This is a genomic window from Afipia sp. OHSU_II-C1 (assembly GCF_000497575.1).
Lineage (GTDB): Bacteria > Pseudomonadota > Alphaproteobacteria > Rhizobiales > Xanthobacteraceae > Afipia.
In genome coordinates this window covers 177,977-203,543 of record NZ_APJI01000001.1, presented here as the reverse complement: position 1 = coordinate 203,543, position 25,567 = coordinate 177,977, and the positions used below count along the sequence as shown (strand labels likewise).

Annotated in this window: 24 protein-coding genes and 2 riboswitches; of the genes, 16 read left to right on the top strand and 8 right to left on the bottom strand. The window is 61.6% G+C overall.

Annotated features, from left to right (window positions below; genetic code table 11):
* The first annotated feature begins 287 nt into the window (after positions 1-287).
* Both I554_RS0100885 and I554_RS0100880 read left to right on the top strand, forming a co-directional pair.
* On the top strand, positions 288-1,718 hold the full coding sequence (locus I554_RS0100885; RefSeq protein WP_024573727.1) for an aldehyde dehydrogenase family protein: 1,431 nt from the start codon (positions 288-290) through the stop codon (positions 1,716-1,718).
* A gap of 72 nt (positions 1,719-1,790) precedes the next feature.
* Positions 1,791-2,687 (top strand): NAD(P)-dependent oxidoreductase, encoded by an 897-nt coding sequence (locus I554_RS0100880; protein WP_024573728.1) that lies wholly within the window; start codon positions 1,791-1,793, stop codon positions 2,685-2,687.
* An 11-nt stretch (positions 2,688-2,698) separates the two neighbouring features.
* Here the strand turns inward: I554_RS0100880 and I554_RS0100875 are convergent, their stop codons facing one another.
* Positions 2,699-5,533 carry a bifunctional transaldolase/phosoglucose isomerase gene (locus I554_RS0100875; RefSeq protein ID WP_024573729.1) on the bottom strand — a complete coding sequence of 945 codons (2,835 nt, stop codon included), beginning with the start codon at positions 5,531-5,533 and terminating at the stop codon, positions 2,699-2,701.
* Positions 5,534-5,818: 285 nt separating this feature from the next.
* Between I554_RS0100875 and I554_RS0100870 the strand changes: the two genes are divergently transcribed.
* Together I554_RS0100870 and I554_RS0100865 are read left to right on the top strand one after the other, a co-directional pair.
* On the top strand, positions 5,819-6,868 hold the full coding sequence (locus I554_RS0100870; RefSeq protein WP_024573730.1) for a YeeE/YedE family protein: 1,050 nt from the start codon (positions 5,819-5,821) through the stop codon (positions 6,866-6,868).
* A 94-nt stretch (positions 6,869-6,962) separates the two neighbouring features.
* Entirely contained in the window at positions 6,963-7,427 is a 465-nt protein-coding gene (locus tag I554_RS0100865) for a DsrE family protein (protein ID WP_024573731.1), read from the top strand.
* Between the two features lie 12 nt (positions 7,428-7,439).
* Here the strand turns inward: I554_RS0100865 and I554_RS0100860 are convergent, their stop codons facing one another.
* From I554_RS0100860 to I554_RS0100850, 3 genes are all read right to left on the bottom strand, one after another.
* Complete coding sequence (locus I554_RS0100860) at positions 7,440-8,549, bottom strand: YeeE/YedE family protein (protein WP_024573732.1); 1,110 nt, start codon at positions 8,547-8,549, stop codon at positions 7,440-7,442.
* Positions 8,550-8,620: 71 nt separating this feature from the next.
* Positions 8,621-8,998 (bottom strand): metalloregulator ArsR/SmtB family transcription factor, encoded by a 378-nt coding sequence (locus I554_RS0100855; RefSeq protein ID WP_006019580.1) that lies wholly within the window; start codon positions 8,996-8,998, stop codon positions 8,621-8,623.
* 23 nt (positions 8,999-9,021) lie between these two features.
* Entirely contained in the window at positions 9,022-9,483 is a 462-nt protein-coding gene (locus tag I554_RS0100850; RefSeq protein ID WP_034461595.1) for a thioredoxin fold domain-containing protein, read from the bottom strand.
* On the opposite strand from I554_RS0100850, the gene I554_RS0100845 reads away from it, so the two are divergent.
* The 3 genes from I554_RS0100845 to I554_RS0100835 all read left to right on the top strand — a co-directional run bounded on the left by I554_RS0100845 (position 9,470) and on the right by I554_RS0100835 (position 12,624).
* Entirely contained in the window at positions 9,470-10,213 is a 744-nt protein-coding gene (locus tag I554_RS0100845; protein WP_024573734.1) for a cytochrome c biogenesis protein CcdA, read from the top strand. The two genes, I554_RS0100850 and I554_RS0100845, sit on opposite strands and share 14 nt — an antisense overlap.
* Positions 10,214-10,233: 20 nt before the next feature.
* On the top strand, positions 10,234-10,821 hold the full coding sequence (locus tag I554_RS0100840) for a thioredoxin family protein (RefSeq protein ID WP_024573735.1): 588 nt from the start codon (positions 10,234-10,236) through the stop codon (positions 10,819-10,821).
* Between the two features lie 1,206 nt (positions 10,822-12,027).
* The gene (locus I554_RS0100835) at positions 12,028-12,624 is read left to right on the top strand and encodes an HdeD family acid-resistance protein (protein WP_024573736.1); all 597 of its coding nucleotides are present in this window, start codon (positions 12,028-12,030) and stop codon (positions 12,622-12,624) included.
* Between the two features lie 26 nt (positions 12,625-12,650).
* Here the strand turns inward: I554_RS0100835 and I554_RS0100830 are convergent, their stop codons facing one another.
* The 3 genes from I554_RS0100830 to soxA are packed head-to-tail and all read right to left on the bottom strand — an operon-like array spanning position 12,651 to position 14,644.
* On the bottom strand, positions 12,651-13,148 hold the full coding sequence (locus tag I554_RS0100830) for a heme-binding protein (RefSeq protein WP_024573737.1): 498 nt from the start codon (positions 13,146-13,148) through the stop codon (positions 12,651-12,653).
* A gap of 24 nt (positions 13,149-13,172) precedes the next feature.
* Positions 13,173-13,805 (bottom strand): sulfur oxidation c-type cytochrome SoxX, encoded by a 633-nt coding sequence (gene soxX / locus I554_RS0100825; RefSeq protein ID WP_024573738.1) that lies wholly within the window; start codon positions 13,803-13,805, stop codon positions 13,173-13,175.
* 14 nt (positions 13,806-13,819) lie between these two features.
* Complete coding sequence (soxA, locus tag I554_RS0100820) at positions 13,820-14,644, bottom strand: sulfur oxidation c-type cytochrome SoxA (protein WP_024573739.1); 825 nt, start codon at positions 14,642-14,644, stop codon at positions 13,820-13,822.
* A 258-nt stretch (positions 14,645-14,902) separates the two neighbouring features.
* Between soxA and soxY the strand changes: the two genes are divergently transcribed.
* From soxY to I554_RS0100775, 9 genes are all read left to right on the top strand, one after another.
* Positions 14,903-15,361, top strand: coding sequence for a thiosulfate oxidation carrier protein SoxY (gene soxY / locus I554_RS0100815; RefSeq protein ID WP_024573740.1), 459 nt, complete (start codon positions 14,903-14,905; stop codon positions 15,359-15,361).
* Positions 15,362-15,406: 45 nt separating this feature from the next.
* Positions 15,407-15,736 (top strand): thiosulfate oxidation carrier complex protein SoxZ, encoded by a 330-nt coding sequence (gene soxZ, locus I554_RS0100810; RefSeq protein WP_002710965.1) that lies wholly within the window; start codon positions 15,407-15,409, stop codon positions 15,734-15,736.
* An 84-nt stretch (positions 15,737-15,820) separates the two neighbouring features.
* On the top strand, positions 15,821-17,518 hold the full coding sequence (gene soxB, locus I554_RS0100805; RefSeq protein WP_024573741.1) for a thiosulfohydrolase SoxB: 1,698 nt from the start codon (positions 15,821-15,823) through the stop codon (positions 17,516-17,518).
* 69 nt (positions 17,519-17,587) lie between these two features.
* Positions 17,588-18,865: a sulfite dehydrogenase gene (soxC, locus tag I554_RS0100800; RefSeq protein WP_024573742.1), complete on the top strand. Its 1,278-nt coding sequence runs from the start codon at positions 17,588-17,590 to the stop codon at positions 18,863-18,865.
* On the top strand, positions 18,849-19,556 hold the full coding sequence (locus I554_RS0100795) for a cytochrome c (protein ID WP_024573743.1): 708 nt from the start codon (positions 18,849-18,851) through the stop codon (positions 19,554-19,556). Before soxC ends, I554_RS0100795 begins: the two co-directional genes overlap by 17 nt.
* A gap of 23 nt (positions 19,557-19,579) precedes the next feature.
* Positions 19,580-19,861 carry a c-type cytochrome gene (locus tag I554_RS0100790; RefSeq protein ID WP_051389522.1) on the top strand — a complete coding sequence of 94 codons (282 nt, stop codon included), beginning with the start codon at positions 19,580-19,582 and terminating at the stop codon, positions 19,859-19,861.
* Between the two features lie 23 nt (positions 19,862-19,884).
* Positions 19,885-20,406: a DsrE family protein gene (locus tag I554_RS0100785; RefSeq protein ID WP_024573745.1), complete on the top strand. Its 522-nt coding sequence runs from the start codon at positions 19,885-19,887 to the stop codon at positions 20,404-20,406.
* A gap of 43 nt (positions 20,407-20,449) precedes the next feature.
* Positions 20,450-21,724 (top strand): NAD(P)/FAD-dependent oxidoreductase, encoded by a 1,275-nt coding sequence (locus I554_RS0100780; RefSeq protein ID WP_024573746.1) that lies wholly within the window; start codon positions 20,450-20,452, stop codon positions 21,722-21,724.
* Between the two features lie 113 nt (positions 21,725-21,837).
* Entirely contained in the window at positions 21,838-22,230 is a 393-nt protein-coding gene (locus tag I554_RS0100775) for a cytochrome c family protein (protein ID WP_024573747.1), read from the top strand.
* 114 nt (positions 22,231-22,344) lie between these two features.
* On the opposite strand, the gene metE is transcribed toward I554_RS0100775, so the two are convergent.
* A complete protein-coding gene (gene metE, locus I554_RS0100770) occupies positions 22,345-24,684 on the bottom strand; it encodes a 5-methyltetrahydropteroyltriglutamate--homocysteine S-methyltransferase (RefSeq protein WP_024573748.1) in 2,340 nt (779 codons plus the stop codon).
* 97 nt (positions 24,685-24,781) lie between these two features.
* Positions 24,782-25,000: riboswitch (cobalamin riboswitch) on the bottom strand.
* A gap of 258 nt (positions 25,001-25,258) precedes the next feature.
* Positions 25,259-25,478, top strand: a riboswitch (cobalamin riboswitch).
* Positions 25,479-25,567: the final 89 nt, after the last annotated feature.

Sequence of the window (25,567 nt, the reverse complement as noted above, 5' to 3'; positions counted from 1 at the left end):
TTAATGGATAAACTCAAGCAATTGTCAAAAGGATGAAAAACGGCGTAAAAACCAAACCCTCTTTGGTGGGCAGGGCTCTCGCAAGGCTGTCAAACCGGGAGAGCGAACGCATGCCTCGCATGCGTTGCATTCGCGGGCGGCGGTAAACGGCCAAGGATGGTCTTTCGCTCTCGCCACAACAACGATACGATTGAGGGATACCGGCGAGGGCCGGTAGATGAATTCACCGATCGTATGATCGATTCCATCCATCTTTACGCAAGAACGCGGCAGTCAAGGGAAACGTCATGACCAATCGTATGCAGTTCTATATCGACGGAAGCTGGGTCGATCCCGTCGTCAAAAAGTCTATTCCTGTCGTCAATCCGGCGACGGAAGAAGCGATGTATGAGATTGCGGTTGGATCGAAAGCCGACGTCGACAAGGCGGTTGCTGCAGCGCGCCGCGCATTCGAAACCTTCTCGCAGACCACTCGCGAGGAGCGCGTCGCGCTGCTCGAAAAGATCATCGCAGTCTACAAGACCCGCATGAAGGATATCGGCGCTGCCGTGTCTGACGAGATGGGTGCGCCGCTGCCGATGGCCGAGAAGATGCAGGCCGGCGCTGGCCTCGGTCATCTTGCCTCCACGCTCGAGGTTCTCAAGAACTACCAGTTCGAAGAGCCGATCGGCTCCGCCGTCGTCGTTCGAGAGCCGGTCGGCGTCGTCGGCATGATCACGCCATGGAACTGGCCGCTCAACCAGATCGCCTGCAAGGTCGCGCCCGCGATCGCGGCTGGCTGCACCATGATCCTGAAGCCGTCGGAATACACGCCGTCGTCGGCGCTGATCTTCGCGGAAATCCTCCATGAAGCAGGCGTGCCGAAGGGGGTGTTCAACCTGGTCAATGGTCTCGGCCCCGATGTCGGCGTCGCCATGAGTGAACATCCGGGAATCGACATGATTTCGTTCACCGGTTCGACCCGTGCCGGAATCGACGTTGCGAAGCGTGCCGCCAACACCGTGAAGCGCGTCAGCCAGGAACTGGGCGGAAAGTCGCCGAACATCATTCTCGACGACGCGGACTTCACCAAGGCTGTGACCGGCGGCGTAGCGCACATGTTCAACAACTCCGGCCAGTCCTGCAACGCGCCTTCGCGCATGATCGTGCCGCAAGCGAAGATCAAGGAGATCGCGGCGATCGCCAAGGCTGTGGCGGACAAGACCAAGGCGGGCGATCCGCGCGCCGAGGGCACCACGATCGGTCCTGTCGTCAACCGCATCCAGTGGGACAAGATTCAGGGCCTGATCCAGAAGGGCATCGACGAAGGCGCCACGCTGGTCGCCGGTGGTCCTGGTCTGCCGGAAGGCGTCAACAAGGGCTTCTATGTCCGTCCGACAATCTTCTCGGATGTCACCAGTGACATGACGATTGCCAACGAAGAAATCTTCGGACCGGTTCTCGTGATCATGGGCGCCAAGGACGAGGCGGAAGCCGTGAAGATCGGAAACGACACGCCGTACGGTCTTGCGGGCTATGTCTCCGCTGGCACCGTTGAGCGCGCACGCAAGGTTGGCCGCCAGCTCCGTGCGGGCAACGTCAATCTGAACGGCGTGCCGAATGAGCGCACCGCGCCATTTGGCGGCTACAAGCAGTCGGGCAACGGCCGCGAGTGGGGCAAGTTCGGTCTCGAGGAATATCTCGAAGCGAAGGCGATCGCCGGTTTCAACGCGGCTTGAGATCGTTCCTTACGACTGTGCCGGCGCGGGTCTCTCGCGCCGGCATGTTTATTCCAAGGCCAGCATGGATCGATGAGCATGGCGACATCCGGCACTGTTGTGTTTATCGGCCTCGGCCAGATGGGTCTGCCCATGGCGAAGCGCTGCATCGTAGCCGGCTTCAAGGTTCGCGGTGCCGACCCTTCAACGCCTGCGCGCGATGCGCTTGCCGCCGCGGGTGGAGAAGCCTTCGCCAGCGGACGTGAAGCGGCAAAGGATGCGTCGCTCCTGATCACCATGCTGCCGGACAGCAAGATTGTGCGCGACGCCGTGCTTGGCGCGCAGGGCGTCGCCGATGTTCTGGCGAAAAACGCGCTTGTGATCGACATGAGTTCGTCGGTGCCGGTCGATACCCAGTCGCTCGGCAAGGACCTTGCGACGCGCGGGATTGCGCTGATCGATGCGCCGGTGTCCGGCGGCGTCAAGCGTGCCGTCGACGGTACGCTGTCCATTATGGCCGGAGGCGATGCAGCGCTTGTCGAGCGTGCGAAGCCAGTCTTGCAGGCCATGGCTAAATCAGTCTTCGCGACGGGACCTCTCGGCTCCGGTCATGCGATGAAAGCTTTGAACAACTATGTTTCAGCCGCCGGGCTTGTCGCGGCCTGTGAGGCATTGCTGGTCGGCCGCCGTTTCGGTCTCGAACCGGATACGGTCATCGACGTGCTGAATGCTTCGACCGGCAGGAACAACTCCACCGATGTCAAGATGAAGCAGTTCGTGATCTCGGAGACCTTCGCGTCAGGCTTCTCCCTGGCCTTGATGGCCAAGGACCTGCGCATTGCCGCCGATCTGTCGAAGCTTGTCGGGCTGGATAACTCGAATGCGGAAACCATCGCCGCATTTTGGGAGAACGCCAAGTCGGCGCTCGACAAGAATGCCGACCACACCGACATCTATCGATTCATTGCGTCAGCGATTCAGGACCCCTGACGCACAGATGCTTATTTCAAGGCGCGTTGAACCGCCGCATCGATGGCCGCCAGTCCCTTCGTGACGTCTCCGGTGATGTGAAGCCGCAGCGCGCGCCGTCCGCGTTCCGCCAGCACATCGAAATCGCCGCGCGCCTGCGCGGCCTCAATCACGCCGAAGCTGGTTTTCTGGCCGGGTACGTCCAGATCGTCCGAGTTATCCGAAGTGATCTGCAGGAACACGCCGTTGTTCGGCCCGCCTTTGTAGGCCTGTCCGGTGGAATGCAGAAAGCGCGGCCCGAAACCGACACATGTCGCGGCCTGTTTACTGTCGCGGATTGTCATGCGGATATTCTGTATCGCAGCGATGTTGGCGTCGTTGCGGTCGAGATAGGCGAGAGCGGCGACATAATCACCCGCCTTGATGCGCGCGAGGTGAGCCTTGAGCCATGATGCCAGATCGCCATCGGCCCCGGACTTTCGCAAGGCATCAGCATTTACTGCATCGGTATAGATGGCAATCGACCCGTCGGCGGCAACGGCAACTTCGTCTGGCAATGCGCCGGATTTTTCAAATGCAGACGTCAATTCGCGCGTCTTGATCTTCGCGGCTTCGACATCCGGCTGATCGAACGGATTGACGCCTATCACTGCACCGGCAACAGCCGTTGCGATCTCGAAGCGGAAGAACTCCTGCCCGATATGCGCCGGACTCGTCACAACAATGCGGATGACGGGATGGCCCGCAGCCTCCAGCGCAGCAAGAGCCGCTTCGCGCGCAGTGTCGCTGTCATCCTTCAGGCGAAGATCGATGAACACGCGGTCGTTGCCATAGATCTCCGGCTTGCCGAGCGGTTCGCCTTCAAGCGGGATCAGCGCCTTGCCGTTCTTGCCGGTGGATTCGGCGATCAGCTGCTCGGCCCATGCGCCAAAGCTGGCGATGCGCGTCGATCCGGTCAGGGTGAGCTTGTCGCGGCCATGCCTGGCGGCAGCGGCGAGCGCCACTCCGAACTGAACGCCAGGATTTTCCGCAGGCGGCACGTCGGGGCCGCAGGAACGGACCATTGCAGCAGCAAGGCCGAGAAACTCCGCGATATCGATTCCTGCCGCAGCCGCCGGAACAAGTCCGAACGGTGAGAGCACCGAGTAGCGGCCGCCGATGGTCGGCTCGCCGTGAAAGATTTGCGCGAAACCGCGCGCGGTCGCTACTTTTTCAAGCGACGAGCCGGGATCGGTGACCGCGACAAAGCGCTCGGCAGCCTTTGCCCCGGCGCGCACGAAGAAATACTCCATCAGCGCGTTCGGTTCTGTGGTGCCGCCGGATTTGCTCGAGACGATAAACAGTGTCTTGTCGAGATTGATCGTGGCTTCAGTCCGTCGAACCTGTGCCGGGTCCGTCGAGTCCAGAATGCGCAGTTTCGGGAAACCGCCGATCTGGCCATAGGTTTCGGCGAGCACTTCCGGTCCGAGACTTGAACCGCCCATTCCGAGCACGATGACGTCGGTGAAATTCTTGCTCTTCACCCATCCCGAGAAAGCCACGTAGCGCTCGATCTCGTTCTGCTCGCGCGCGACGACATCGAGCCAGCCAAGCCATTTGGCCTCGCCGCCGCCGGTCCATACCTTGGGATCGCGCTGCCACAACGCACGAATGGTGCCGCTGGCACGCCACTGCTCCAGGAGAGTCTTGGCGTCCTTCTCAATCTCCACAGGCAGCTTGATTGTTTGCGCGTCGATGCGTGAGCCGAGAATGGCGGCGCGCTTTTGCGCGACTGCCCCAAGCAACTTGTCGAAAGCTTCGGCGAACAGCTTGACCCCATCGTCGACGAGCGCATCGGTGATTGCATCGAGTGAAATGCCCGCCTTTGCGAGATCCGCGAGAACGCGCTCGGCGTCCGGGATATTCTGTTCAAGACTGTCGCGCGGTTTGCCGTGATCGCGGAAAGCATCGAGCGTTGCAGGAGGAACGGTGTTGACCGTGTCGCGACCGATCAACTCCTCAACATAGAGCACGTCGCTGTAAGCCTTGTTCTTGGTACCGGTCGATGCCCACAGCAGACGCTGAACCTGTGCTCCCTTCGCCGCGAGCTTTTTCCAGCGCTCGCTTCCGATCACTCTTAGATAGTGTTGATAGGCCAGCTTGGCATTGGCGATGGCCACCTTGCCCTTGAGTGCTTCGAGCTGCGTCTTTTCCTCACCACTTGCGGCAGCGATCTTGCCGTCGAGTTGAGTATCGACCGAGGTGTCGATGCGGCTGACGAAGAAACTCGCCACGCTGGCGATGCGCTTCGGATCGCCGCCACCGGCGACAAAGTCCTCCAGCCCGGCGATATAGGCTTCGAGAACTTCCGCATACATCTTCTGCGAGAACAGCAGCGTGACATTGATGCTGATGCCCTGCGAAATCAGGGCGCGAATCGCTGGAACGCCCTCGGGGGTGCCGGGGACTTTCACCATCAGGTTACTGCGCCCGACGCTGGCCCAGAGCCGCTGCGCCTCGGCGATGGTGCCTTCGGTGTCGCGCGCCAGATAGGGCGAGACTTCGAGACTGACATAGCCGTCCGCGCCTTTCAGATCGTCATAGACCGAATGCAGCGCATCCGCCGCGCGCTGGATGTCTTCCACCGCGAGCGTTTCATAGAGATCACTCGCCGAACGGTCGCGCTCGCTCAGCAGCGCAGAAACGGCGTCGTCATATTCATTGCTGCCGCCGATCGCCTTCTCGAAGATCGAGGGATTGGACGTGACGCCGCGCACTCCGTCGCTGTCGACCAGCGCCTTGAGTTCGCCATTGGCGATGAATCCGCGTGCGAGGAAATCGAGCCAGATGGCCTGGCCGTGGGTCGTAAGAGCTTTAACTGGGTTCATGCCGTCTCTGGGGATTGGCGGAGGGAAGGGAACGTTCGTCTCTTTTAGCCAGAATAGATCGCCTATGGGGCAGCAATATAGAGAGAGCCATCGCCAGCCTGATTTTTTGCTGAACGGCGGGAGAAGAATATCCGCCTGCCGCCCTTGGGAGGGGAAGGATTCTCTCCATTTTGAGCCGTGAGGGCAAGAATATCGTTAGTTTTTCAGCGATATGGACCGTTTTCGGGCGGGCGAATAGATAATTGTTCTCCAAATCTTACTGAATGTAGCTGAGGACACTCCGTCATGCCCGGTATCCCGGTCTCCGCTGGTTTCGCGATTGGTCTCGCCTTTGGCGTTGTCGGTCTCCTCAGCGGCTTCTGCCTGATGAGTAGCCTGCGCGACTGGTGGACCGCCAATGACGGCCGCAAGGTCCGCAGCTATGCCGTCGCCCTGGCCGTTGCGATCATCGGTACGCAGTTTGTCGCGGGTGCTGGCCTCGTCGATATCGCCAAGTCGCTTTACCTGCAGCCTTCGTTCTCCGCGCCGCTCATTTTCGCCGGCGGGCTCCTGTTCGGCTTCGGCATGGTTCTCTCCAACGGCTGCGCCTCGCGCGCGCTGGTTCTGCTTGGCAAGGGCAACCTCCGCTCGCTGGTCGTGATCGCCATTATCGGTGTCACCGCGCAGATGACGCTGAAGGGCCTGATCGCGCCTGCGCGCCTTGCATTCCTTCAGGCGACGCAAATCACGCCGACCACTGTTTCCGCGCCCGCGCTGCTCGCCACCATGGGCTTTGATGAGTCTGTCGCCCGTATCGCGCTGACGCTGATCGCGAGCGGTTCGCTGCTGATTTTCGCGTTTTCGGATCGTCAGTTTCGTAATGCTTATGGCCAGATTGCAGCCGGTCTTGCGATGGGCCTTCTGGTCACGGCCGGCTGGCTTGCAACCGGCTGGCTCGGCGCCGATGACTTCAACCCGATTCCTGTGACGTCACTGACCTTCGTCTCTCCGATTGCGGACACCCTGCAGTACACGATGCTCTCGACAGGCCTTTCGCTGAGCTTCGGTATCGCGCTTGTTGTCGGTGTTCTCAGCGGCAGCCTCGTGACGGCAATTGCGACCGGACGTTTCAAGCTGGAAGGCTACACCTCGCCGAACCACATGGTGCGCTCGATCTCCGGCGCAGCTCTGATGGGAATCGGCGGTGCGATGGCTTACGGCTGCTCGATCGGGCAGGGCCTGACCGGTCTCTCCACGCTCGGTATGCCGTCGTTCATTGCCGTCGCGGGCATCCTGTCCGGTGCAGCGCTCGGCATCCGCGGCGCGGCTTTCGTTCCCGCTCTCGCAACGCGCTAACGATAGCGTTCACCAGAACGTTCACGGCAAGTGGCTTGTTCTCTTGAGTGCGCTCCGGCATCCTCCGGCGCGTTGTTGTAAGAGGCAGGCTACCATGAATCGCCGTGAACTTTTTTTCGCCGTTGCCAGCCTCGCGCTGACGTCGGCCATTTCGCATCCTGCGCTGGCGCAGACGAAGGCGAAACCTCCCGAGGACAAGCCCTTCGCGGAACACTTCATCGCGCTGCAAATTTCCGATTCCGATCAGAAGAAGCAGCGTCTGGTATTGAGTGTGGCGAGCAATCTTCAGAAGGCTTACGGACAGGACAAGATCGCCATCGAGGTCGTGGCGTTCGGTCCCGGCATTGATCTGCTTCGCGCCGAAAGCGAAAACCGCCAACTGGTGGATAGCCTCGTCACCCAGGGTGTCCGCTTCGATGTGTGCGGCAATACGCTCGACACCATCGAACATGAAACGGGCCAGCGTCCGAAGATCAATCCGCATGCCATCGAAGTGAAGGTCGGCGTCGGGCACCTGCTGACCCTGAGCGAAGGCGGCTACACCGTTATTCGCCCCTAATCCTCCTGCAAGCTATTCAGCAGGACCGCCTTTGCCGAGGAAATTCGCCCAGCGCCGCTGAAGCATGTCGCGCGGGGAGCCATCGACCAGAATGGCGATGCCAAGCCGCGCACCGATGACCATGCCGCCGATTGCGAGCGGCGCGGACAGAGCCAGCATCGATCCCGCAGTCAATCCCTGACCAATGGTGCAGCCGCCGGCAAGAATACCGCCGGCGCCCATCAGCAAGCCGCCGCCGAGGTGGCGCCGCATCTCGTGATCGTCGTCGAACGCCTCCCAGCGCAGTTCGGCTGAACGCCATGCGGCGAACCAAGATCCGGCGACGACCCCGAACACACTGCCGACACCGAAGTCGGCGAAATTCGTGACGTTTTGCAGGCCGGCATAGAGCGCCTTGCCGATGGTTGAGACGAACGTCAGGCTTTGCGGCCGCGCCGGGCCTGCGAAATCATCCACCACGCACGTGGTCACGATCCAGCCGGCGATAATCAGAATGCCGAGCACGACTCCTGCGGACAGGAGTCGCGGCGCGCGGCGAAGCCGGGGATCGCGCAGCGCGAGCCAGCACAATGCCGTTCCCGCCAATACCGCGAGGATGGCTCGCGTATCGATACCGAGAAATTGCGACGACAGCGATGCGATGTCGGCGCGCGTGCCGTCGGGCATGGGTAGCGACAGTGATTCCAGAAACTCGATCCGAAATGTTGCGAATATTCCGCGCAGCGTTGCGTAAGCCGCGCCGCCCAATACGAGAACGACCACAAGGCTGCGCAGGTCACCGGTGCCGAGCCGCACCAGCGAGCCGAAGCCGCAGGTGCCGACCATCGCCATGCCGACGCCGAACATCACGCCGCCGATCAGGATCGACACCAGCGGCAAGGCTGCGGGCGTGTATGTCACGAGTGCGGGATCGAGAATGCCGCCGATAACAAGCGCCTGTGTTCCGAGAATGGCAATGCCGAGCGCCAGCCCGAACACGCGCAGCCGCCGGCTGTCGCCGCCCATCAGCGCGTCTTCAATCGCGCCGAAGGTGCACAGCCGCGCATGGCGCACGGCAAAGCCCGCGATCACGCCGATGGCGAAACCGACGATTGCTTGCATCCAGGCAGACATATTCTGCATGGCGTTCTCCCGGACCGGTGCGGCGTAAAGCCTTGCGGGCTGCGTCGCATCCGCCTGCCGTTGCGGCAGGTTTATTTCTTGTCCGCGGCCTCTACCGGCGCGCAGAAAATATCGTAGACCACCGAAATCACCCGGCGGACATCTTCGTTGGCGAGGCTGTAGTAGATCGTCTTGCCGTCGCGGCGGGTATCGACCATGCCGTCGTAACGCAGGCGCGCGAGCTGTTGCGACACCGCGGACTGGCGCAGCGAGAGAATGTTCTCAAGTTCGGTGACCGAGCGTTCGCGTTCGGCGAGCAGGCACAGCAGCAGCAGGCGATTTTCGTGCGAGAGCGCCTTGAGGAAGTTGCTCGCCTTGCGCGCCTTGCGCATCAGCTGGTCAAGCTCGGGCGAATATTCCGCGCCGTCGCGAAGTTCGGTTTCCAGTTCGGATGAAAGGATCGATGTCATAGGCATGGCTTTCAAACGGTGGATCAGATTCGGTTCGGTTCGCGCGCCGTGGTCTGCAGCTTCGCCGCAAGCGCGTCGAGCAATCCCCAGAACGCATTGTCGTTGCTGTAGCCGGTGATGCGGCCGATCTCGCGGCCGTTGTCCACCACCACGAAAGTCGGCGTGAAGCGAACCGGCGAGGCGAGGGTAACGCCGCTCATTTTCTGGCTCTGGATATCGACCCGCCGCAGCGGCAGCGCCTTGGCCTCGTCGGTCCGGTCGTACAGCGCGCCAACGTCGCGCTCCCATCGCTGACAGTAGACGCAGCCGGCCTGCTCGAACATCACAAGCTCGGCCGCGCCTGCCAAAGCGGGCCAGAGTGCGCCCGCCGCGAACGCGATAGCTGCCATACCGGAGGTTCTTGCGCGCAATCCTGCAAACATGTGATACATATACACGAATTCGCATGTATCTACCAGAGCCGGGAAATCCGTGGTTTCTTCCATTTCTTTTGCTGGGGCGCTGGGGGCGGGGGTGCTGTCGTTCCTCTCTCCCTGCGTTTTGCCGTTGGTGCCGCCGTATCTGTGTTTTCTGGCGGGGATCAGCCTTGATGAGCTGACACACAAGCACAAGGCGCGCGGCTGGCGGCCGGACTGGCGCGTGGTTGCGCTGTCGTTCGCCTTCGTGCTCGGCTTTGCCACGGTGTTCGTCGCGCTCGGCGCATCGGCGTCGGTGATCGGCAAGGCTGTCACCACGTATTTCGATACCCTCGCCATTGTTGCAGGTGTGATCATCATCATTCTCGGTCTGCATTTTCTCGGGGTCTTTCGGATCGGACTCCTGTTTCGCGAAGCGCGATTTCAGAACGTCTCGAAACCCGCGGGATTTTTGGGTGCCTATATCGTCGGCCTTGCGTTTGCATTCGGCTGGACGCCCTGTGTCGGACCGGTGCTGGCTGCGATCTTGATGGTTGCGGGGATCGAGGGATCGGCGGCGCGCGGCGCGCTGCTGCTTGGGGCCTATGCGCTCGGGATCGGCATTCCGTTCATGCTGGCCTCGCTGTTCTCCGGTCCGTTCGTGCAGATGATGGCGCGGCTGCGCGGCCACATGAGCACTATCGAAAAGGTGATCGGCGGCGCTCTTGTGCTGACCGGTGTGCTGTTTTTGACTGGCGGCATGCCGCGCATCGCGGGCTGGCTGCTGGAGACATTTCCTGCATTCAGTTCATTCGGTTGACGCGACGGAGGGAGGCGCACTTGCCCAACAACAAAAGCCATCTGACCCGGCGGCACGCCATCGCCGCGCTCGGCATGGGAGCTCTGAGCCTGCGCGCATCGCCATCGTTGGCGAAAGCGACGCTCGGTGACGACGGCATCTATCATATGGACTGGTATCTTGAGAGCTTCCTCGACGTGTCCGAAGATCTCACCGGCGCGACGGCGAAGGGCAAACGCTTTGCGATCATGTGGGGCCTCAAGGGCTGCCCGGCCTGCAAGCGGATGCATGAGGTGCATATGATGGACCCGAAGATCGAGGGTTACATCCGCGACAATTTCGAAATCCTTCATCTCAATCATATCGGCGCGCGCGAAGTGACTGACTTCGATGGGCGCAAGCGCAGCGAGAAGGCGTTCGGCGAAGCCTACGGCATCCGCTTCACCCCCACGATCCAGTTCTTCCCCGAGAAGGCTGACGAGCTTGCCGCACGGAGCGGCCAGGCGCGGGAAGTCGCGCGCATGCCGGGCCTGCTGGAGCCGGCGGAGTTTCTCGCCATGTTCCGCTATGTGCGCGAGAAGGGTTACGAATCTGCGCCGTTCCCGGAGTGGCTCAAGCGGCAGGCGTGACTTTTTTCGATCGCACTCGATGTTCAGCGGACATCCCGCACCATCTCAATTCGTCATGGCCGGGCTTGACCCAGCCATCCACGACTATCTCGAGGTTCGCAAGCAAGGCGTGGATCACCGGGTCAAGCCCGGTGATGACAATCGTGGGTGTTGCACTTGCGTACGTCACATCGCATTCCGATTCAATTTTCAAACAGCATGCGCGTGTGGGGTTCGCCCCATTCGCGCCAACGAAAGGCGTGCGCCATCGTTCTCGCGCATCGCGCGAGGTGAGCTTTTAGTTTTGCCCCTCACAGCGCGCGCGAGGCCTGCCTCGTTCGCGCCCCAAACTTTGAGGGGCATGGAGCGCCGCGAGGCGCACCTTGTGTTCGTTTCGCTTCCGGCATCGCTTGCGAGGCGATGGGATTCCGAAAGCGCATCGCCTTGCGGCGCTCCATTGCGGCGATTTTGGGCGAGGGGACCGTACTTCCGGGTGCGGACGGGGGAGGTACTCGACCCCTGATCCGGACGGCTTTCGCCGCCTTCGTCCGCTCCGCGTCCAGCCGGCGAACGGCAGAGCCACATAGTTGGCCCGGACGGTGACCCCAGCCTCCCGGGCGCGTGTGTGCGAGACACGTGCGCAGGCACCGCATCCTGCTCCGCTTCAAAGCGCCCTCGAGAAGCGCCCCTCACGAACAGGACATGGCGAACTTAAGCGCGCTTCAGAGCACGGGACGCGTATCCCCATCACGAAATGTTTCGAGGTCGGATTTCCCCACTCGTCATTCCGGGGCGCGCGGTTTCGCGCGAACCCGGAATCCATAGCCACTCAGAAGATAGTCGCAATCATGGATTCCGGGCCTGCGCCAAGCGGCGCATCCCGGAATGACGGGCCAGGAAACGCGCGCCCCGGAATGCCGGGATTAGAAGTCGCTGCATCCGGGCTGCGCATGCTTGCTTTATCCTGCGCTCGCCGGTCCGTGCGTATTGTTTCGTCTTCCGGAAGATCTCTTTAACCAAGGCGTCATGGCACCTGAGCACAGGGACTTCGCACGCATGCAGGTTTCAAAAGTTGACACCGGCCTGCAACAAGCGAATTCTGACCGGCGTCACGAGGATGCGCTGAAGGCGGCTCCTGCGTTCGAACATGCCGGTGCCATCGGTCGCTCCCGGAGACGGTTGGAAAACAACGGGACGATTGTGCAACGTCAAAGAACGGAGAGATCAATGTCGGACACGTCGGTTCAACCGCGGGCGACCTTACCCCGGTCATTTGCGCTTCGTGAAGCTCTCGCTCAAAACTGGTGGCTGGTGCTGTTGCGCGGCATCGCGGCCATTCTCTTCGGAATATTGGCGTTTATCTGGCCGGGCCTGACGCTGCTGACTCTCACGCTGATGTGGGGCGCATTCGCGCTCGCCGACGGAGTGTTTTCTTTGTGGGGCGCAATATCAGGCAGAGGCGGCGCCATAGCACCGCGCTGGTGGCTCGCTCTCGTCGGCATCGCCGGCATTATCGCGGGCTTGCTCGCGTTCTTCTGGCCCGGCACGACTGCCCTGATACTGCTGACGTTCATCGCAGTCTGGTCGATCGTTATCGGCGTGCTGGAGATCTGGGGCGCGATTCAATTGCGCAAGGAAATCGAAGGCGAATGGTGGCTGATTCTCGGCGGCCTGCTTTCGATCGGCTTCGGCGTTCTCCTTCTGGCCCGGCCCGGTGCCGGCGCACTGGCGCTGGTCTGGACGATCGCCTGGTTCTCGGTGCTCACCGGGGTGATTTTCATCGGGCTGTCGTTCCGGCTGAAGAAGCTCAAGGCGCCCGCCTGAATCGACAGGAGAAGAGGCGCGCGGCTTTAGAAGTCCAGCTTGTCGCTGATCGCGGCGATGCCGGCCTTGGCGCAGGCCTCGTCCGCATCGCCGCCCGGCGCGCCGGACACGCCGATGCCGCCCAGCATTGAGCCGCCGGCCTCGATCACCACACCGCCGCCGATCAGCACCACATTGGGAAGCTGACGCAGGCCCTGCATCGCAGGCGCCTGAGTGGCGGCGACAAGATCGGTGGTGTTGCTCTTGAAGCTGACCGCGGTCCACGCCTTGCCGGTCGCCGTGGGTGGCGTGTGCGCACCCGCGAAGCGATCACGCAGCATCACCTGCGGCGTGCCTGAACGGTCGACCACCGCGACCGCGACCTGATAGCCACGTTTGCGGCACTCGGCGAGCGCGGCCTTGGCTGCGTCCAGCGCGATCTCGGGGGTGAGCGACTTGGTGGCGACAGTCGCATCCTGTGCGCGCACCGGAGCCGAGGCGAGGGCGCAGACAGCCGCCATCGCCAGCAGATATCGCATCTTCATCTCGTTCTCCGTTTCGCGTGCCGCTTACTTGTTGACCGGCGATTCCGGATCGAACAGCAGCGCGACGAGGTCCTGGATCTGTTTTTCGCTCAGCACCTTGTTCGCGCCGAAGCGCGGCATGTTGGAGCATGCGAACACGGCCTGCGAATCGTAGATCTTGGTGAAGGCGTTCTTGATCTCGTCGGGCGCGTATTTGCGGTCCTTGCCGTAGTTGGTGAGGCTCGGGCCGAGTGTGCCGAAGGACACCTCCGATTTCTCCAGCTGGTGGCAGGCATAGCAGTTGCCGCCCGCAACGGTGTCCGGCGGATCGGAGAACTGTCCGCCGCGGCCGTTGTTGGCGACCTTGCGGCCTTCCTTCCAGTCACCGAGGAATTTTCCGTCGGCGGGATAGACCACCTTCGCCAGCTCGCGCTTGGTAATCGCGTCGGCTTCCTTCGACGGCACGTTGTTGTGGAAGGCGTTGCAGGTCTTCAGCGTCTCGTCGGGAACGATGCGCTCCTGCCATTCCGGCGGCGCCTTGCCGAAGGTCGCCTTCACGTAGGCGTCGACAATAGCCGGGTCGATGGTCTTCGGTGCGGTCTGCGCGGCGGCGGAGAAGGGCAGCGTGATGATGCCTGCGGCAAAAGCCAGCGCAGCGATATTCATTGTCTTCGTCATGATGCGCTCCTCTCTCAACGCTTGATCGACGGGACGTTGATTTCCGCGCCCGCCGCCTGCTTCTGCAGGAACACGGTCAGCGCGGTGAGCGCGTCGGATGCGTATTCAGGAACCGGCCAGCGCTGCTGCCGATAACAGTCCCACAACCGGTGCTGCATGGTGCGGAGCGCACCCTGCGACACGCGATAGGTCGGCCAGCCGGCCATGGTTTCCTGCGGCTGCTTGCCGGGCTTCGACAGATCCGGCAGGCCCTGCAGGCGGATGCGCTTGCCTTCTTCGGCATGGCAGGTCGAGCAGGAGAAATCGTTCACGCCGCCGCGACGATAGAACAGCGCTTCGCCGACCGCCGCCATTTCCTGCTCTTTCGGATGGCTGAGAGGAATGTCGATCTTCATGCCGTTCGACTTGTTGGCGATGTAGGCGACAAGGTCTTCCATGTCGGAGGCCTTGCCGGGACCGGAGAAGCGGCGCGCGATCACATCCTTGGTGTCGAGGCCCTGAATGTTGGTCATGCACCAGAGCAGGCGCTGCTCGAGGTCCATCACCTTGTCGGAGTCCTTAAAGTAACGCGGCAGCTTGGCGAATGCGCCTTCCAGCTTGCCCGGGCCCTGACCGAGATCGCAGGTTTCGAGCGAGACGTCCTTGGTTCCGCGCTTCTGCTTCCAGAGCACTTCGCCGCGGTCGACCGCGAGATAGCCGGGATTGGACATCGGATCGGAAATCATCGCGCGGTAACGCTCGATTTCCTTTTCGCTGGCGTCCTGCGCCAGAGCAGGGGCGCTCGACGCGCACATCAAAATGGCAAAAGCGATTGCCGACCGAATCGTGGTCCGTCTCATTCCTGGTCCTCCCCTCCGTCAGACCGTCTGTGCGGCCCTTTCGGCTTCCGGTTTAGCCTCGTGTCGAAGTTCGCTTCATTTTGCAGCGCCTTACAAGGCGTGTAGAAATAGGCGGACTCACAGACCCAGACTAGAACATCTTTACATTCACGAAAAAGAATATAATGATGTGTCCCGGATCATGATAGATCAGGCTTGGCATCGTCAAGCGATACTATCGTCAAGGGAAGCAAAAGACTCCCGCAGGAGGAATCATAGATGAAGTTCACTGAACCAACGCGCCGTGACGCGCTGACGCTTGCAGCGATTGCGGGTTTGACCGCCGTGCTCGCGCCGAAAATGGTGTTCGCGGATGAAGCGGCCGTCGCCGCCGAAATCAAGAAACTGTACGGCGACAAGAAGCTCGACAGCGGCAAGATCAAGCTCGACGTGCCCGAGATCGCCGAGAACGGCCTCGTGGTACCGGTCAACGTCGAGGTCGAAAGCCCGATGACCGAACAGGATTACGTCAAGGCGGTGCATGTGTTCGCCGACGGTAATCCGCTGCCGGGTGTCGTCACTTACAAGTTCACTCCGGCTTGCGGCAAGGCTTCCGCCTCGACCCGCATGCGCCTCGCGCAGACGCAGAACATCGTTTGCGTTGCAGAGATGTCGAACGGCAGCCTTTACATGACGAAAGCCAACGTGAAGGTCACCATCGGCGGCTGCGGCGGCTGATCGGACATCGCTCAACAAGAAAAGATTCAGGCGAGGAATTTTCCAATGGCCAATGCACCCACACCGCGCGTTCGCGTTCCTGCCACTGCGAAGGCGGGCGAACTGATCGAGATCAAGACCCTCATTTCGCACGAAATGGAATCCGGCCAGCGCAAGGATTCGTCCGGCAAGGTCGTGCCGCGCAAGATCATCAACAAGTTTACCGCGACCTTCAACGGCAAGCCGGTGTTTGAGGCGGACTGGAATCCGGCGATCTCGGCCAATCCGTACCAGTCGTTCTTCTACAAGGCGTCCGAGACCGGCGAGTTCACCTTCACCTGGAAGGATGACGACGGTTCGGAATACACCGCCAAGAACAAGCTGACGGTCGGCTGATCTTTCGCGCGGGTTTTCAGTCCCGCGCGAGCACAGGCTTTCTGAAAATCGTTTCCCTCGACTTGAGGGGACAAGGGTGATGCGATGATATCGAGGCGGGAATTCCTGCAGGCGAGCGCGGCTGCGTCTGCGCTGACGATCGGCAGCGGACTGGGGCCGCTCGGGCGCGTGGCCGCGCAGCAGAAGCTGACGCAGGCGGACATTCTCAAGTTTGATCCGCTCGGCACGGTGACGATCCTCTATGTGGCGGACAATCATGCGCAGTTGATGCCGCTGTATTTCCGCGAGCCGTCGGTCAATCTCGGCGTCGGCGCGGACAAGGGTCTGCCGCCGCATCTCACCGACGACGCGTTCCGGAAGTATTTCAACGTCGCCGCAGGATCAGCCGACGCCTACGCGCTAACGGCGGATGATTTCGTATCGCTCGCGCGCAACTACGGCCGCATGGGCGGCATGGACCGCGTCGCGACCCTGATCAACGCGGTGCGTGCGGAACGCGGCGAGGACAAGGTGCTGCTGCTCGACGGCGGCGACACCTGGCAGGGAAGCTGGACCTCGTTGCAGACCAAAGCGCAGGACATGGTCGATGTCATGTCGGCGCTCAAGGTCGATGCCATGGTCGGCCACTGGGAGTTCACCTATGGCGCGGACCGCGTCAAGGAAATCGCCGACAAGGCGCCGTTCGCATTCCTTGCGCAGAACATCCGCGACAACGAATGGCAGGAGCCGGTGTTCGAAGCGCGCAAGATGTTCGAGAAGGGCGGCGCGAAGATCGCCGTGATCGGACAGGCATTGCCTCGCACCGCCGTCGCCAATCCGCGCTGGATGTTCCCGAAATGGGAATTCGGCATCCGCGAAGAAGACATGCAGAAGCAGGTCGATGAAGCGCGCGCCGAGGGTGCGCAGATCGTCGTGCTGCTGTCGCACGATGGCTTCGACGTCGACCGCAAGCTCGCTGGCCGCGTGAAGGGTCTGGACGTGATCCTGACCGCGCATACGCATGATGCGATGCCGGGCTTGGTGCGCGTCGGCGATACCGTGCTGGTCGCCACCGGCTCACATGGCAAGTTTGTCTCGCGTCTGGACATTGACGTGAAGGACAAGAAGGTTGCGGGCGTCCGCTTCAAGCTCATGCCGGTGTTCACCGATGCGATCAAACCGGACAGCGCCATGACCGCGCTTGTGGAGAAGGTCAGGGCGCCGTTCGCCAAGGATCTGGCGCGCGTGATCGGCAAGACGGATTCGCTGCTGTATCGCCGCGGCAATTTCAACGGCACGTTCGACGATCTGATCTGCGACGCGATGCTGTCGGAGCGCGATGCCGAGATTGCGCTGTCGCCGGGATTCCGCTGGGGCGGCACGCTGCTGCCGGACAGCCCGATCACATGGGAAGATGTCACCAACGCCACCGCGATCACCTACCCGAACTGCTATCGTAACCAGATGACCGGCGCGCAGCTCAAGGAAATCCTCGAAGACGTCGCCGACAACATCTTCCACCCCGATCCGTACTTCCAGGGCGGCGGCGACATGGTGCGCATCGGCGGCATGGGATATTCGATTGATGTGTCGAAGCCGATGGGCTCGCGCATTTCCGATCTCACCCATCTGAGATCCGGCAAGCCGATCGAGGCGGCGAAGAGCTACAGCGTCGCGGGCTGGGCCAGCGTCAACGAAGGCACGCAGGGTCCGCCGATCTGGGACGTGGTGTCGGCGCATGTCGGCAAGCGTGGCACTGTGAAGGTCGAGCCGAACACGGCTGTCAAAGTTTCAGGCGCGTAACGCGGGACATTTCAATGCAAAGTCGCGCTCAACATATTCACGTATCGAGATAGATAGAAAGGATGCCGCATGAGTGACACATCATCTGCGGATATTCTCAGCCGCCGCAAATTCCTCGGCGCAGCGAGCCTCGCGGGCGCGGGTGTTGCGCTCGGCGCCAAGCCTGCGATGGCGGAAGGCGCCAAGCCCGATCCGCTGATCACCGAGGTTCAGGACTGGAATCGCTACCTCGGCGACGGCGTGCAGAAGACTCCTTACGGCGTGCCCTCGAAGTTCGAGAAGAACGTGATCCGCCGCGACGTGTCGTGGCTGACGGCATCGCCGGAGTCCTCCGTCAACTTCACGCCGCTGCATGAGCTCGATGGCATCATCACGCCATCGGGCCTCTGCTTCGAGCGGCATCATTCGGGTGTCGCGGAGATCAATCCCGCCGACCATCGCCTGATGATCAACGGCCTCGTGGACAAGCCTTTGGTGTTCACGATGGACGACATCAAGCGCATGCCGCGGGTGAACAAGATCCATTTCCTCGAATGCGCGGCGAACTCCGGCATGGAGTGGCGCGGCGCGCAGCTTAACGGCTGCCAGTTCACTCACGGCATGGTTCACAACGTGATGTACACGGGCGTGACGCTGAAGACAGTGCTGGATGAAGCGGGCCTCAAGCCGAACGCGAAATGGCTGATGCTGGAAGGCGCGGACGCCGCCGCCATGAACCGCTCGCTGCCGGTCGAAAAGGCGCTGAACGATTGCCTGCTCGCTTTCGGCATGAATGGCGAAGCGCTGCGGCCTGAACAGGGTTACCCGCTGCGTGCGGTGATTCCCGGCTGGGAAGGCAATCTCTGGGTGAAATGGATTCGCCGCATCGAAGCCGGCGATCAGCCGTGGCAGACCCGCGAGGAAACATCGAAGTACACCGACCTCCTCGCCGACGGCCGCTCGCGCAAGCACACCTTCATCATGGATGCCAAGTCGGTGGTGACCAATCCGTCGCCGCAGGCGCCGCTGAAGCACAAGGGCCGCAATGTGCTGAGCGGTCTCGCATGGTCCGGCCGCGGCACCATCAAGCGCGTGGACGTCACCATGGACGGCGGCCGCAACTGGCAGACCGCGCGGATCGACGGGCCAGTGCTGGAGAAATCGCTGGTGCGCTTCTATGTCGATTTCGACTGGAATGGGCAGGAGCTGATGATCCAGTCCCGCGCGATGGATTCCACCGGTTATGTGCAGCCGACCAAGGACGAACTGCGCAAGGTGCGCGGCGTCAATTCGATCTACCACAACAACGGCATTCAGACCTGGCTGGTGCGTTCAACCGGGGAGACTGAAAATGTCGAAATCGGTTAAGGCCACGGCGTTCGTGGTGCTTGCTGGCGTGGCGCTCGTTCTTGCTGCGCCGCGCTCAAGCCATGCGCAGCAAATTGCCACACAGGCGACAGCGAAGACCTCGTCTAAGCTCGGACTTGGACGTCCCGCGCTGCCCGAGGAAATCAAGGCGTGGGACACCGATGTCCGCCCGGATGGCAAGGGATTGCCGCCGGGCAAGGGCACGGTGAAGCAGGGGGATGCGTTGTTTCAGGAGCGCTGCGCTTCGTGTCATGGCGAATTCGGCGAAGGCGCGGGCCGCTGGCCGGTGCTCGCCGGGGGCGCGGGGACGCTCAAGGCGGACCGGCCCGACAAGACCATCGGCTCGTTCTGGCCAGACCTGTCCACCGCGTTCGACTACATCAAGCGCGCGATGCCATACGGCAATGCACGTTCGCTGACCGACGATGAGGTCTACGCGATCGTTGCCTATCTGCTGTCGATGAACGACATCGTGAAGGACGAGAACTTCGAACTCAGCGACAAGAACTTCACCTCGATCAAGATGCCGAACGCCTCAGCCTTCTTCGAAGACGACCGCGAGACGTCCGAAAAGCAGTTCTGGAAGAAAGACCCGTGCATGAAGGATTGCCGCAGCGCACCGAAAGTGACCGGACGGGCGATCTCGGTGGATGTGACGCCCGACAGCAAGTCCGGCCCGAAGGTCGATTGATGGAGCGGCCGTCGGCGAGGGCGTTGCTTTTCGTTCTGGCGGCGGGTCTTGCGCTGGAAAATGCTGCTGCGGGAGACCGGGAACTTGGAGAGTATTTATCGGCGGAATGTGTAACCTGTCACCGTGCTTCGGGCGCGGCTCAGGGTATTCCGAAAATCACGGGATGGCCGGAAGACCAGTTCATCGCCGTGATAAACGCCTACAAGAACAAGCAGCGGGACAACCCGGTGATGCAGACCATAGCCGGACGGCTGGAGGCAGGTGACATCGCCGCTCTGGCGGCTTATTTCAGAACCCAGAAATAGTGTTCAACATTTCGGAGGGTGTCATGACAGAACAGAATGGCTCGGCAACACGGCGCAGTCTTCTCATCGGAGCCGCTGCCGGCGGCTTGGCGGCCGCAACGGCGCAGGCTGCGCCTCAGGCCCTGTCCATGGCGGACCTGAAGAAGGAAGGCGATGTCGCCTGTCTCTACCACTGCGATTACGGCGACAACGCGCGCTTCGCCCAGACGCTGAACAATATCTCCAATCACTATTCGGCTTACGGCGCGGACCCGTTCGGTCTGCAACTGGTCATCATCGCCCACAGCGTCGCGGTGAAGTATTTCCTCTCTACGCTTGAGGGCACGCCCTGGAAGGATGAGACCATCGATCCGGCGCTGTTCGAGCGCGTCACCGCGCTCGCCAAGAACGGCCTCAAGGTGCATCTGTGCGAAATCACCTTCCAGCGGCTGAAGCTCGACAAGGCCAAGGTGAAGGATGCGCCGTTTATCAGCTTCGTGCCGTCCGGGGTTGCCACTGTCGCGGCGCTGCAATCGAAAGGCTTTGCGTATCTCAAGGTCGGCTGATCCGCAGCCGCCTGATTTTCAATAAGACATATTGGAGGGACACATGAGCATCAGTCGTCGGCAGTTGATTTCAGGATCGGCATCGTTCGCGGGCGTCATGATGTTCGGTGCGCCTGCGGTGCTCGGGCAGGGCAAGCCGCGCGTGGTGGTGATCGGCGGCGGCGCAGGCGGCGTGACTGCGGCAAAATACATCGCCAAGGACAGTGCAGGCACGATCAGCGTCACGCTGGTGGAGCCGCTGGCGAAATATCAGACCTGCTTCCACAGCAATCTCTATCTCGGCGGTGTGCGGGATTATCCCTCCATTACCCACGGCTACGGCGCGGTGAAGAAGCACGGCGTCACCATCGTCGCCGACCGCGCGACGAAGATCGACCGCGACAAGAAGGAAGTCATCCTCGCCAGCGGCAAGAAGCTGCCTTACGACCGCCTGGTGGTCTCGCCGGGCATCGATCTGAAATACGATTCCGTTCCGGGCTGGTCGCAGGCCGCGGAAGAGAAGATGCCACATGCCTGGAAGCCAGGCGCGCAGACACTGCTCTTGAAGAAGCGGCTTGATGCCGTGCCCAATGGCGGTGTCATTGTGATGATCGCGCCGCCCAACCCCTACCGTTGCCCGCCGGGACCCTATGAGCGCGTCTCGATGATGGCGCACGCTTTGAAAAAGGCGAAGAAGGACCGCAGCAAGATCATCATCATCGATCCGAAGGATACCTTCTCCAAGCAGGGACTTTTTCAGGAGGGCTGGGAAAAGCACTACAAGGGCATGGTCGAATGGCTCGGCCCCAAAGTGCATGACGGATTGAAATCGGTCGATCCCAAGACCAACACCGTGGTGACGGGGTTCGAGACCTACAAGAACGCGGCGCTGGTCAATGTCATTCCCGCCCAAATGGCAGGTAGCATCGCGCGCGATGCCGGCCTCGCCAACGCAACCGGCTACTGCGCCATCGATCCGACCAACATGAAGTCGGCTACCGATTCCAATATCTACATTCTCGGCGATGCCTGCATCGCGGGCGACATGCCGAAGTCCGCGTTCTCCGCCAACAGCCAGGCCAAGGTCGCCGCCATGATGATCCGGGGTGAACTGGTGTCGGCGCGGACCTTCCCGGCGCGCTACACCAATACCTGCTGGAGCATGATCGACACCGACGATACGGTGAAGATCGGCGGCGCCTATGAGCCGAAGGACGGCAAGATCGCGGCGGCGTCCACCTTCGTCTCGAAGACCGGCGAGGATGCCGAACTGCGTAAGCAGACGCAGGCGGAAAACATGGGCTGGTATGCCGGAATCACAGCCGATATGTTTGCCTGACATGTTACATCGTTGACGGAACCCGCCGCGGCGCGGCGGGTTTCTGCTACGCCCACCAGTCTTGCGTCTCACCCCACCAGCCAGCCTTCCTGCCCGCTTCAAAGGTCAAACAGATGATTGCTCGTTCGCTCGCCGCCGCACTCGCTTTTTCCGCCGTCAGCTTTGCCGGTGCCGCCAATGCACAGGACGTCGCCGCTGGTGAGAAGTCCTTCAACAAGTGCCGCGCCTGTCATCAGGTCGGTGAGACCGCCAAGAACACCGTCGGTCCCGAACTGAACGGATTGTTCGGCCGTAAGTCCGGCAGCGTTGCCGGTTACAACTATTCCGACGCCAACAAGAATTCCGGCATCACCTGGGATGAGGCGGTGTTTGCCGAATACATCAAGGACCCGAAGGCGAAGATTCCGGGCACCAAGATGGCGTTCGCCGGCATCAAGAAGGAAGACGAGATCAAGGATCTCACCGCGTTCCTCAAGCAGTTCGCCGCCGACGGCAAGAAGAAGTAAGAGTTCGTCATTCCGGGGCGCGCTTTTGCGCGAGCCCGGAATCACCATCAGTTGTCATCATCATGTCTGGATTCCGGATCAGCCCGCGAAACGGGGCTGTCCGGAATGACGGCTCTAAACCGCTCCACGCGCCTGCCGGGCCGCTTCGACCATGTTGGTCAGCGCAGACCTGACCTCGGGCCAGCCGCGCGTCTTGAGGCCGCAATCCGGATTGATCCAGATCTGCTCCGGCGACAGGTTGCGCCGCGCCTTGCCGATCAGCTCCATCATCTCCGGAACCTCCGGCACGCGCGGCGAATGGATGTCGTAGACGCCCGGTCCGATCTCGTTCGGGTACTTGTAGGTGACGAAGGCGTCGAGCAGCTCCATCTTCGAGCGCGAGGTCTCGATCGAGATCACGTCGGCGTCCATCGCCCCGATGGCGTCGATGATGTCGTTGAATTCGGCGTAGCACATATGGGTGTGGATCTGGGTTTCGTCCTTCACGCCGGCCTGTGAAATCCTGAAGCATTCCACCGCCCAGTCGAGATAGGCCTTCCAGTCGCCCTTGCGCAGCGGCAGGCCTTCGCGCAATGCCGGCTCGTCGATCTGGATCACGCCGATGCCGGCTGTTTCGAGATCGGTCACCTCATCGCGCAGCGCGAAGGCGATCTGGCGGCAGACCTGATCGCGCGGAAGATCGTCGCGCACGAACGACCATTGCAGCATGGTGACCGGGCCGGTCAGCATGCCCTTCATCGGCAGCGTGGTGAGCGACTGCGCATAGGACGACCAGCCGACCGTCATCGGCTTCGGCCGCGAGACGTCACCGAAAATGATGGGCGGACGGACGTAGCGGGAGCCGTAGCTCTGCACCCAGCCGTGCTTGGTGAAGGCATAGCCCGACAGTTGCTCGCCGAAATACTGGACCATGTCGTTGCGCTCGAACTCGCCGTGCACGAGGACATCGATGCCGATATCCTCCTGCCAGCGTACCGCCTTCTCGGTTTCCGTGCGCAGGAACGCCTCGTAATCGGCATCGCTGAGCTGGCCCTTGGCGTGCTCGGCGCGCGCCTTGCGCACCTGCTCGGTCTGCGGAAATGATCCAATGGTTGTTGTTGGAAACGAGGGCAGGCGGAGCACCTTGCTCTGGAGTTTCTGCCGCGCGCCGAACGGACTCCTGCGTTGCGACAGCTTGGGCGACGTATCGGCGGCGCGCAATTTCACAGTGGGATTGTGAATCTTCGCCGACGAGACGCGCGTGGCTGCCGCCTGATCGGAAGCCGCAAGCTCACTCTTGATGGCCTCTCGTCCTGCCGATAACCCGCGGCTGAGGGCCGCCAGTTCGCCCATCTTCTGCACCGAGAACGCAAGCCAGCTTTTCAGGTCCGCATCGAGATCGGTCTCCTGATCGAGGTCGATCGGCACGTGGAGCATCGAGCACGAGGGCGCGATCTGGATGCGGTCCGCGCCGCCGCGCGCCGCGATGGCCTTGGCGGCAAGGTCGAGAACCTTCGCAAGATCCGCGCGCCAGATGTTGCGGCCGTCGATCACGCCGAGCGAAATCACGCGATCCGCAGGCAGCTTGCTCAGGACGGTATCGATCTGGCCCTTGCCGCGCACCAGATCGAGATGCACGCCGGCGATGGGTAGTTTGGTGACGAGATCGGCGTTGTCGCCGAGTTCGCCGAAATAGGTCGTCAGCATGATCCTGATGCCAGGTACCTTCAGCGCGAATTCGCTGTACGCGGCTTTCAGCACGGCCTTTTCATCCGCACCGAGGTCGAGCACGAGACATGGCTCGTCGATCTGCACCCAGTCCGCGCCTTCGGCGGCGAGTCTGTTGAGAACTTCGATGTAAACCGGCAGCAGTTTGGGCAGCAGCACCAACCGGTTTTCGCCCTTGCCGAGCTTGAGGAATGTCACAGGGCCGACCAGCACCGGCCGGGTCTGGATGCCGAGCGCCTTGGCTTCGCGGTATTCGTCGATTGCCTTGGTTGAGGCGAGGGTGAAGGTTTGATCCCTCGTGAATTCCGGCACCATGTAGTGATAGTTGGTGTCGAACCACTTGGTCATTTCCTGCGCGGGCACGCCGTGGCCGTGACTATGGTTATGGGCGCAGCCATCGTCGTGGCCCACATCCTTCTGGCTGCCACGCGCCATCGCGAAATAGGTTTCCAGCGACACCGGTCCGCCGGTCCAGCCGTAGATTGTCGGAATCGCGCCGACCATGGCGCTGGTGTCCAGCACCTGATCGTAGAGCGAGAAGTCGTTCGAGGGGATCACGGTGACGCCGAGATCGCGCTGGCGCGTCCAGTTGTCGGCGCGGATTTTCGCCGCAGCCTCGCGCAGCGCGCCTTCGTTGATCTTGCCGGACCAGAATTTCTCCAGCGCGATTTTCAGTTCACGGCGCGGACCGATACGCGGTACGCCCAGCGTGGCGACAGGAATGGAAGCAGTAGAAGAACCCGACATTGCAAAACCCCGTGATGTGGGGGCAGGGCCGGACATGCGCGAACGGGAAGGGCGGCGAGCGTCCTTTCGCAAGCGACACACCGGGGCACCCCGCCCGTGGACGTACTGTGATCGCGGCAGGTCTCCTGGCTCACGGCTCAACGCCTGATGTCCGGCCTTCCCGAGGCTTTCACCTCAGTGGCACCGATGGACGAGGCTCACCGTCTACAGTTGCGGGGGCAGCTTCGGAGTTGCGCGAACCTCTCGGGCCGCGCGCACCGCATTCCCTCTTGGCTCCGGATCACCGATCCGCAGAACCGCGATGATCAAGTTATGTGAAGCGGCTTGCCCCCGGTCAAAGGGAAAGCTTCCCACCGCGGCTGTGCCGGACGCGCGCGGGGAGCGAGTGGGCAGCCGGCGCAAGAGAATCATGCAAGCTGATTCTTGATGCGTGATCGCCAGACCTGAACTCCAGGCGCCGTTTCCTCACGCCAGCGGAAAATTTCTTTGACGGCTTTCCGGCGCATTCTGCGCTGTTGCGTGATTGTCCCGGTTATTCACACCGCGAGCCGCTTGACATCGCACCGTGAAAGTCACCAGATGTAGACGTCACGGTTCTACAAAGCCGCAAGGCCTTGTGGCGAAGATGGGAAGCCGGTGAGTTGCACTCCGATGCAGCAAGTCCGGCGCTGCCCCCGCAACTGTAAGCAGTGAGTTGAATCCGACCGATGTCACTGGTGCGTTTTCGCATCGGGAAGACCGGATTCAATGCCGACCTGCGAGCCAGGAGACCTGCCGCGACACCAAAAGAACGTCCACGGGCGGGGTGTCCGGCGGTCGCGTGCTTCGGTGCGTTCGCGCACCGCGACGACGCGCCTTTCGGCCTCAGCCCCCAAAAATTGCA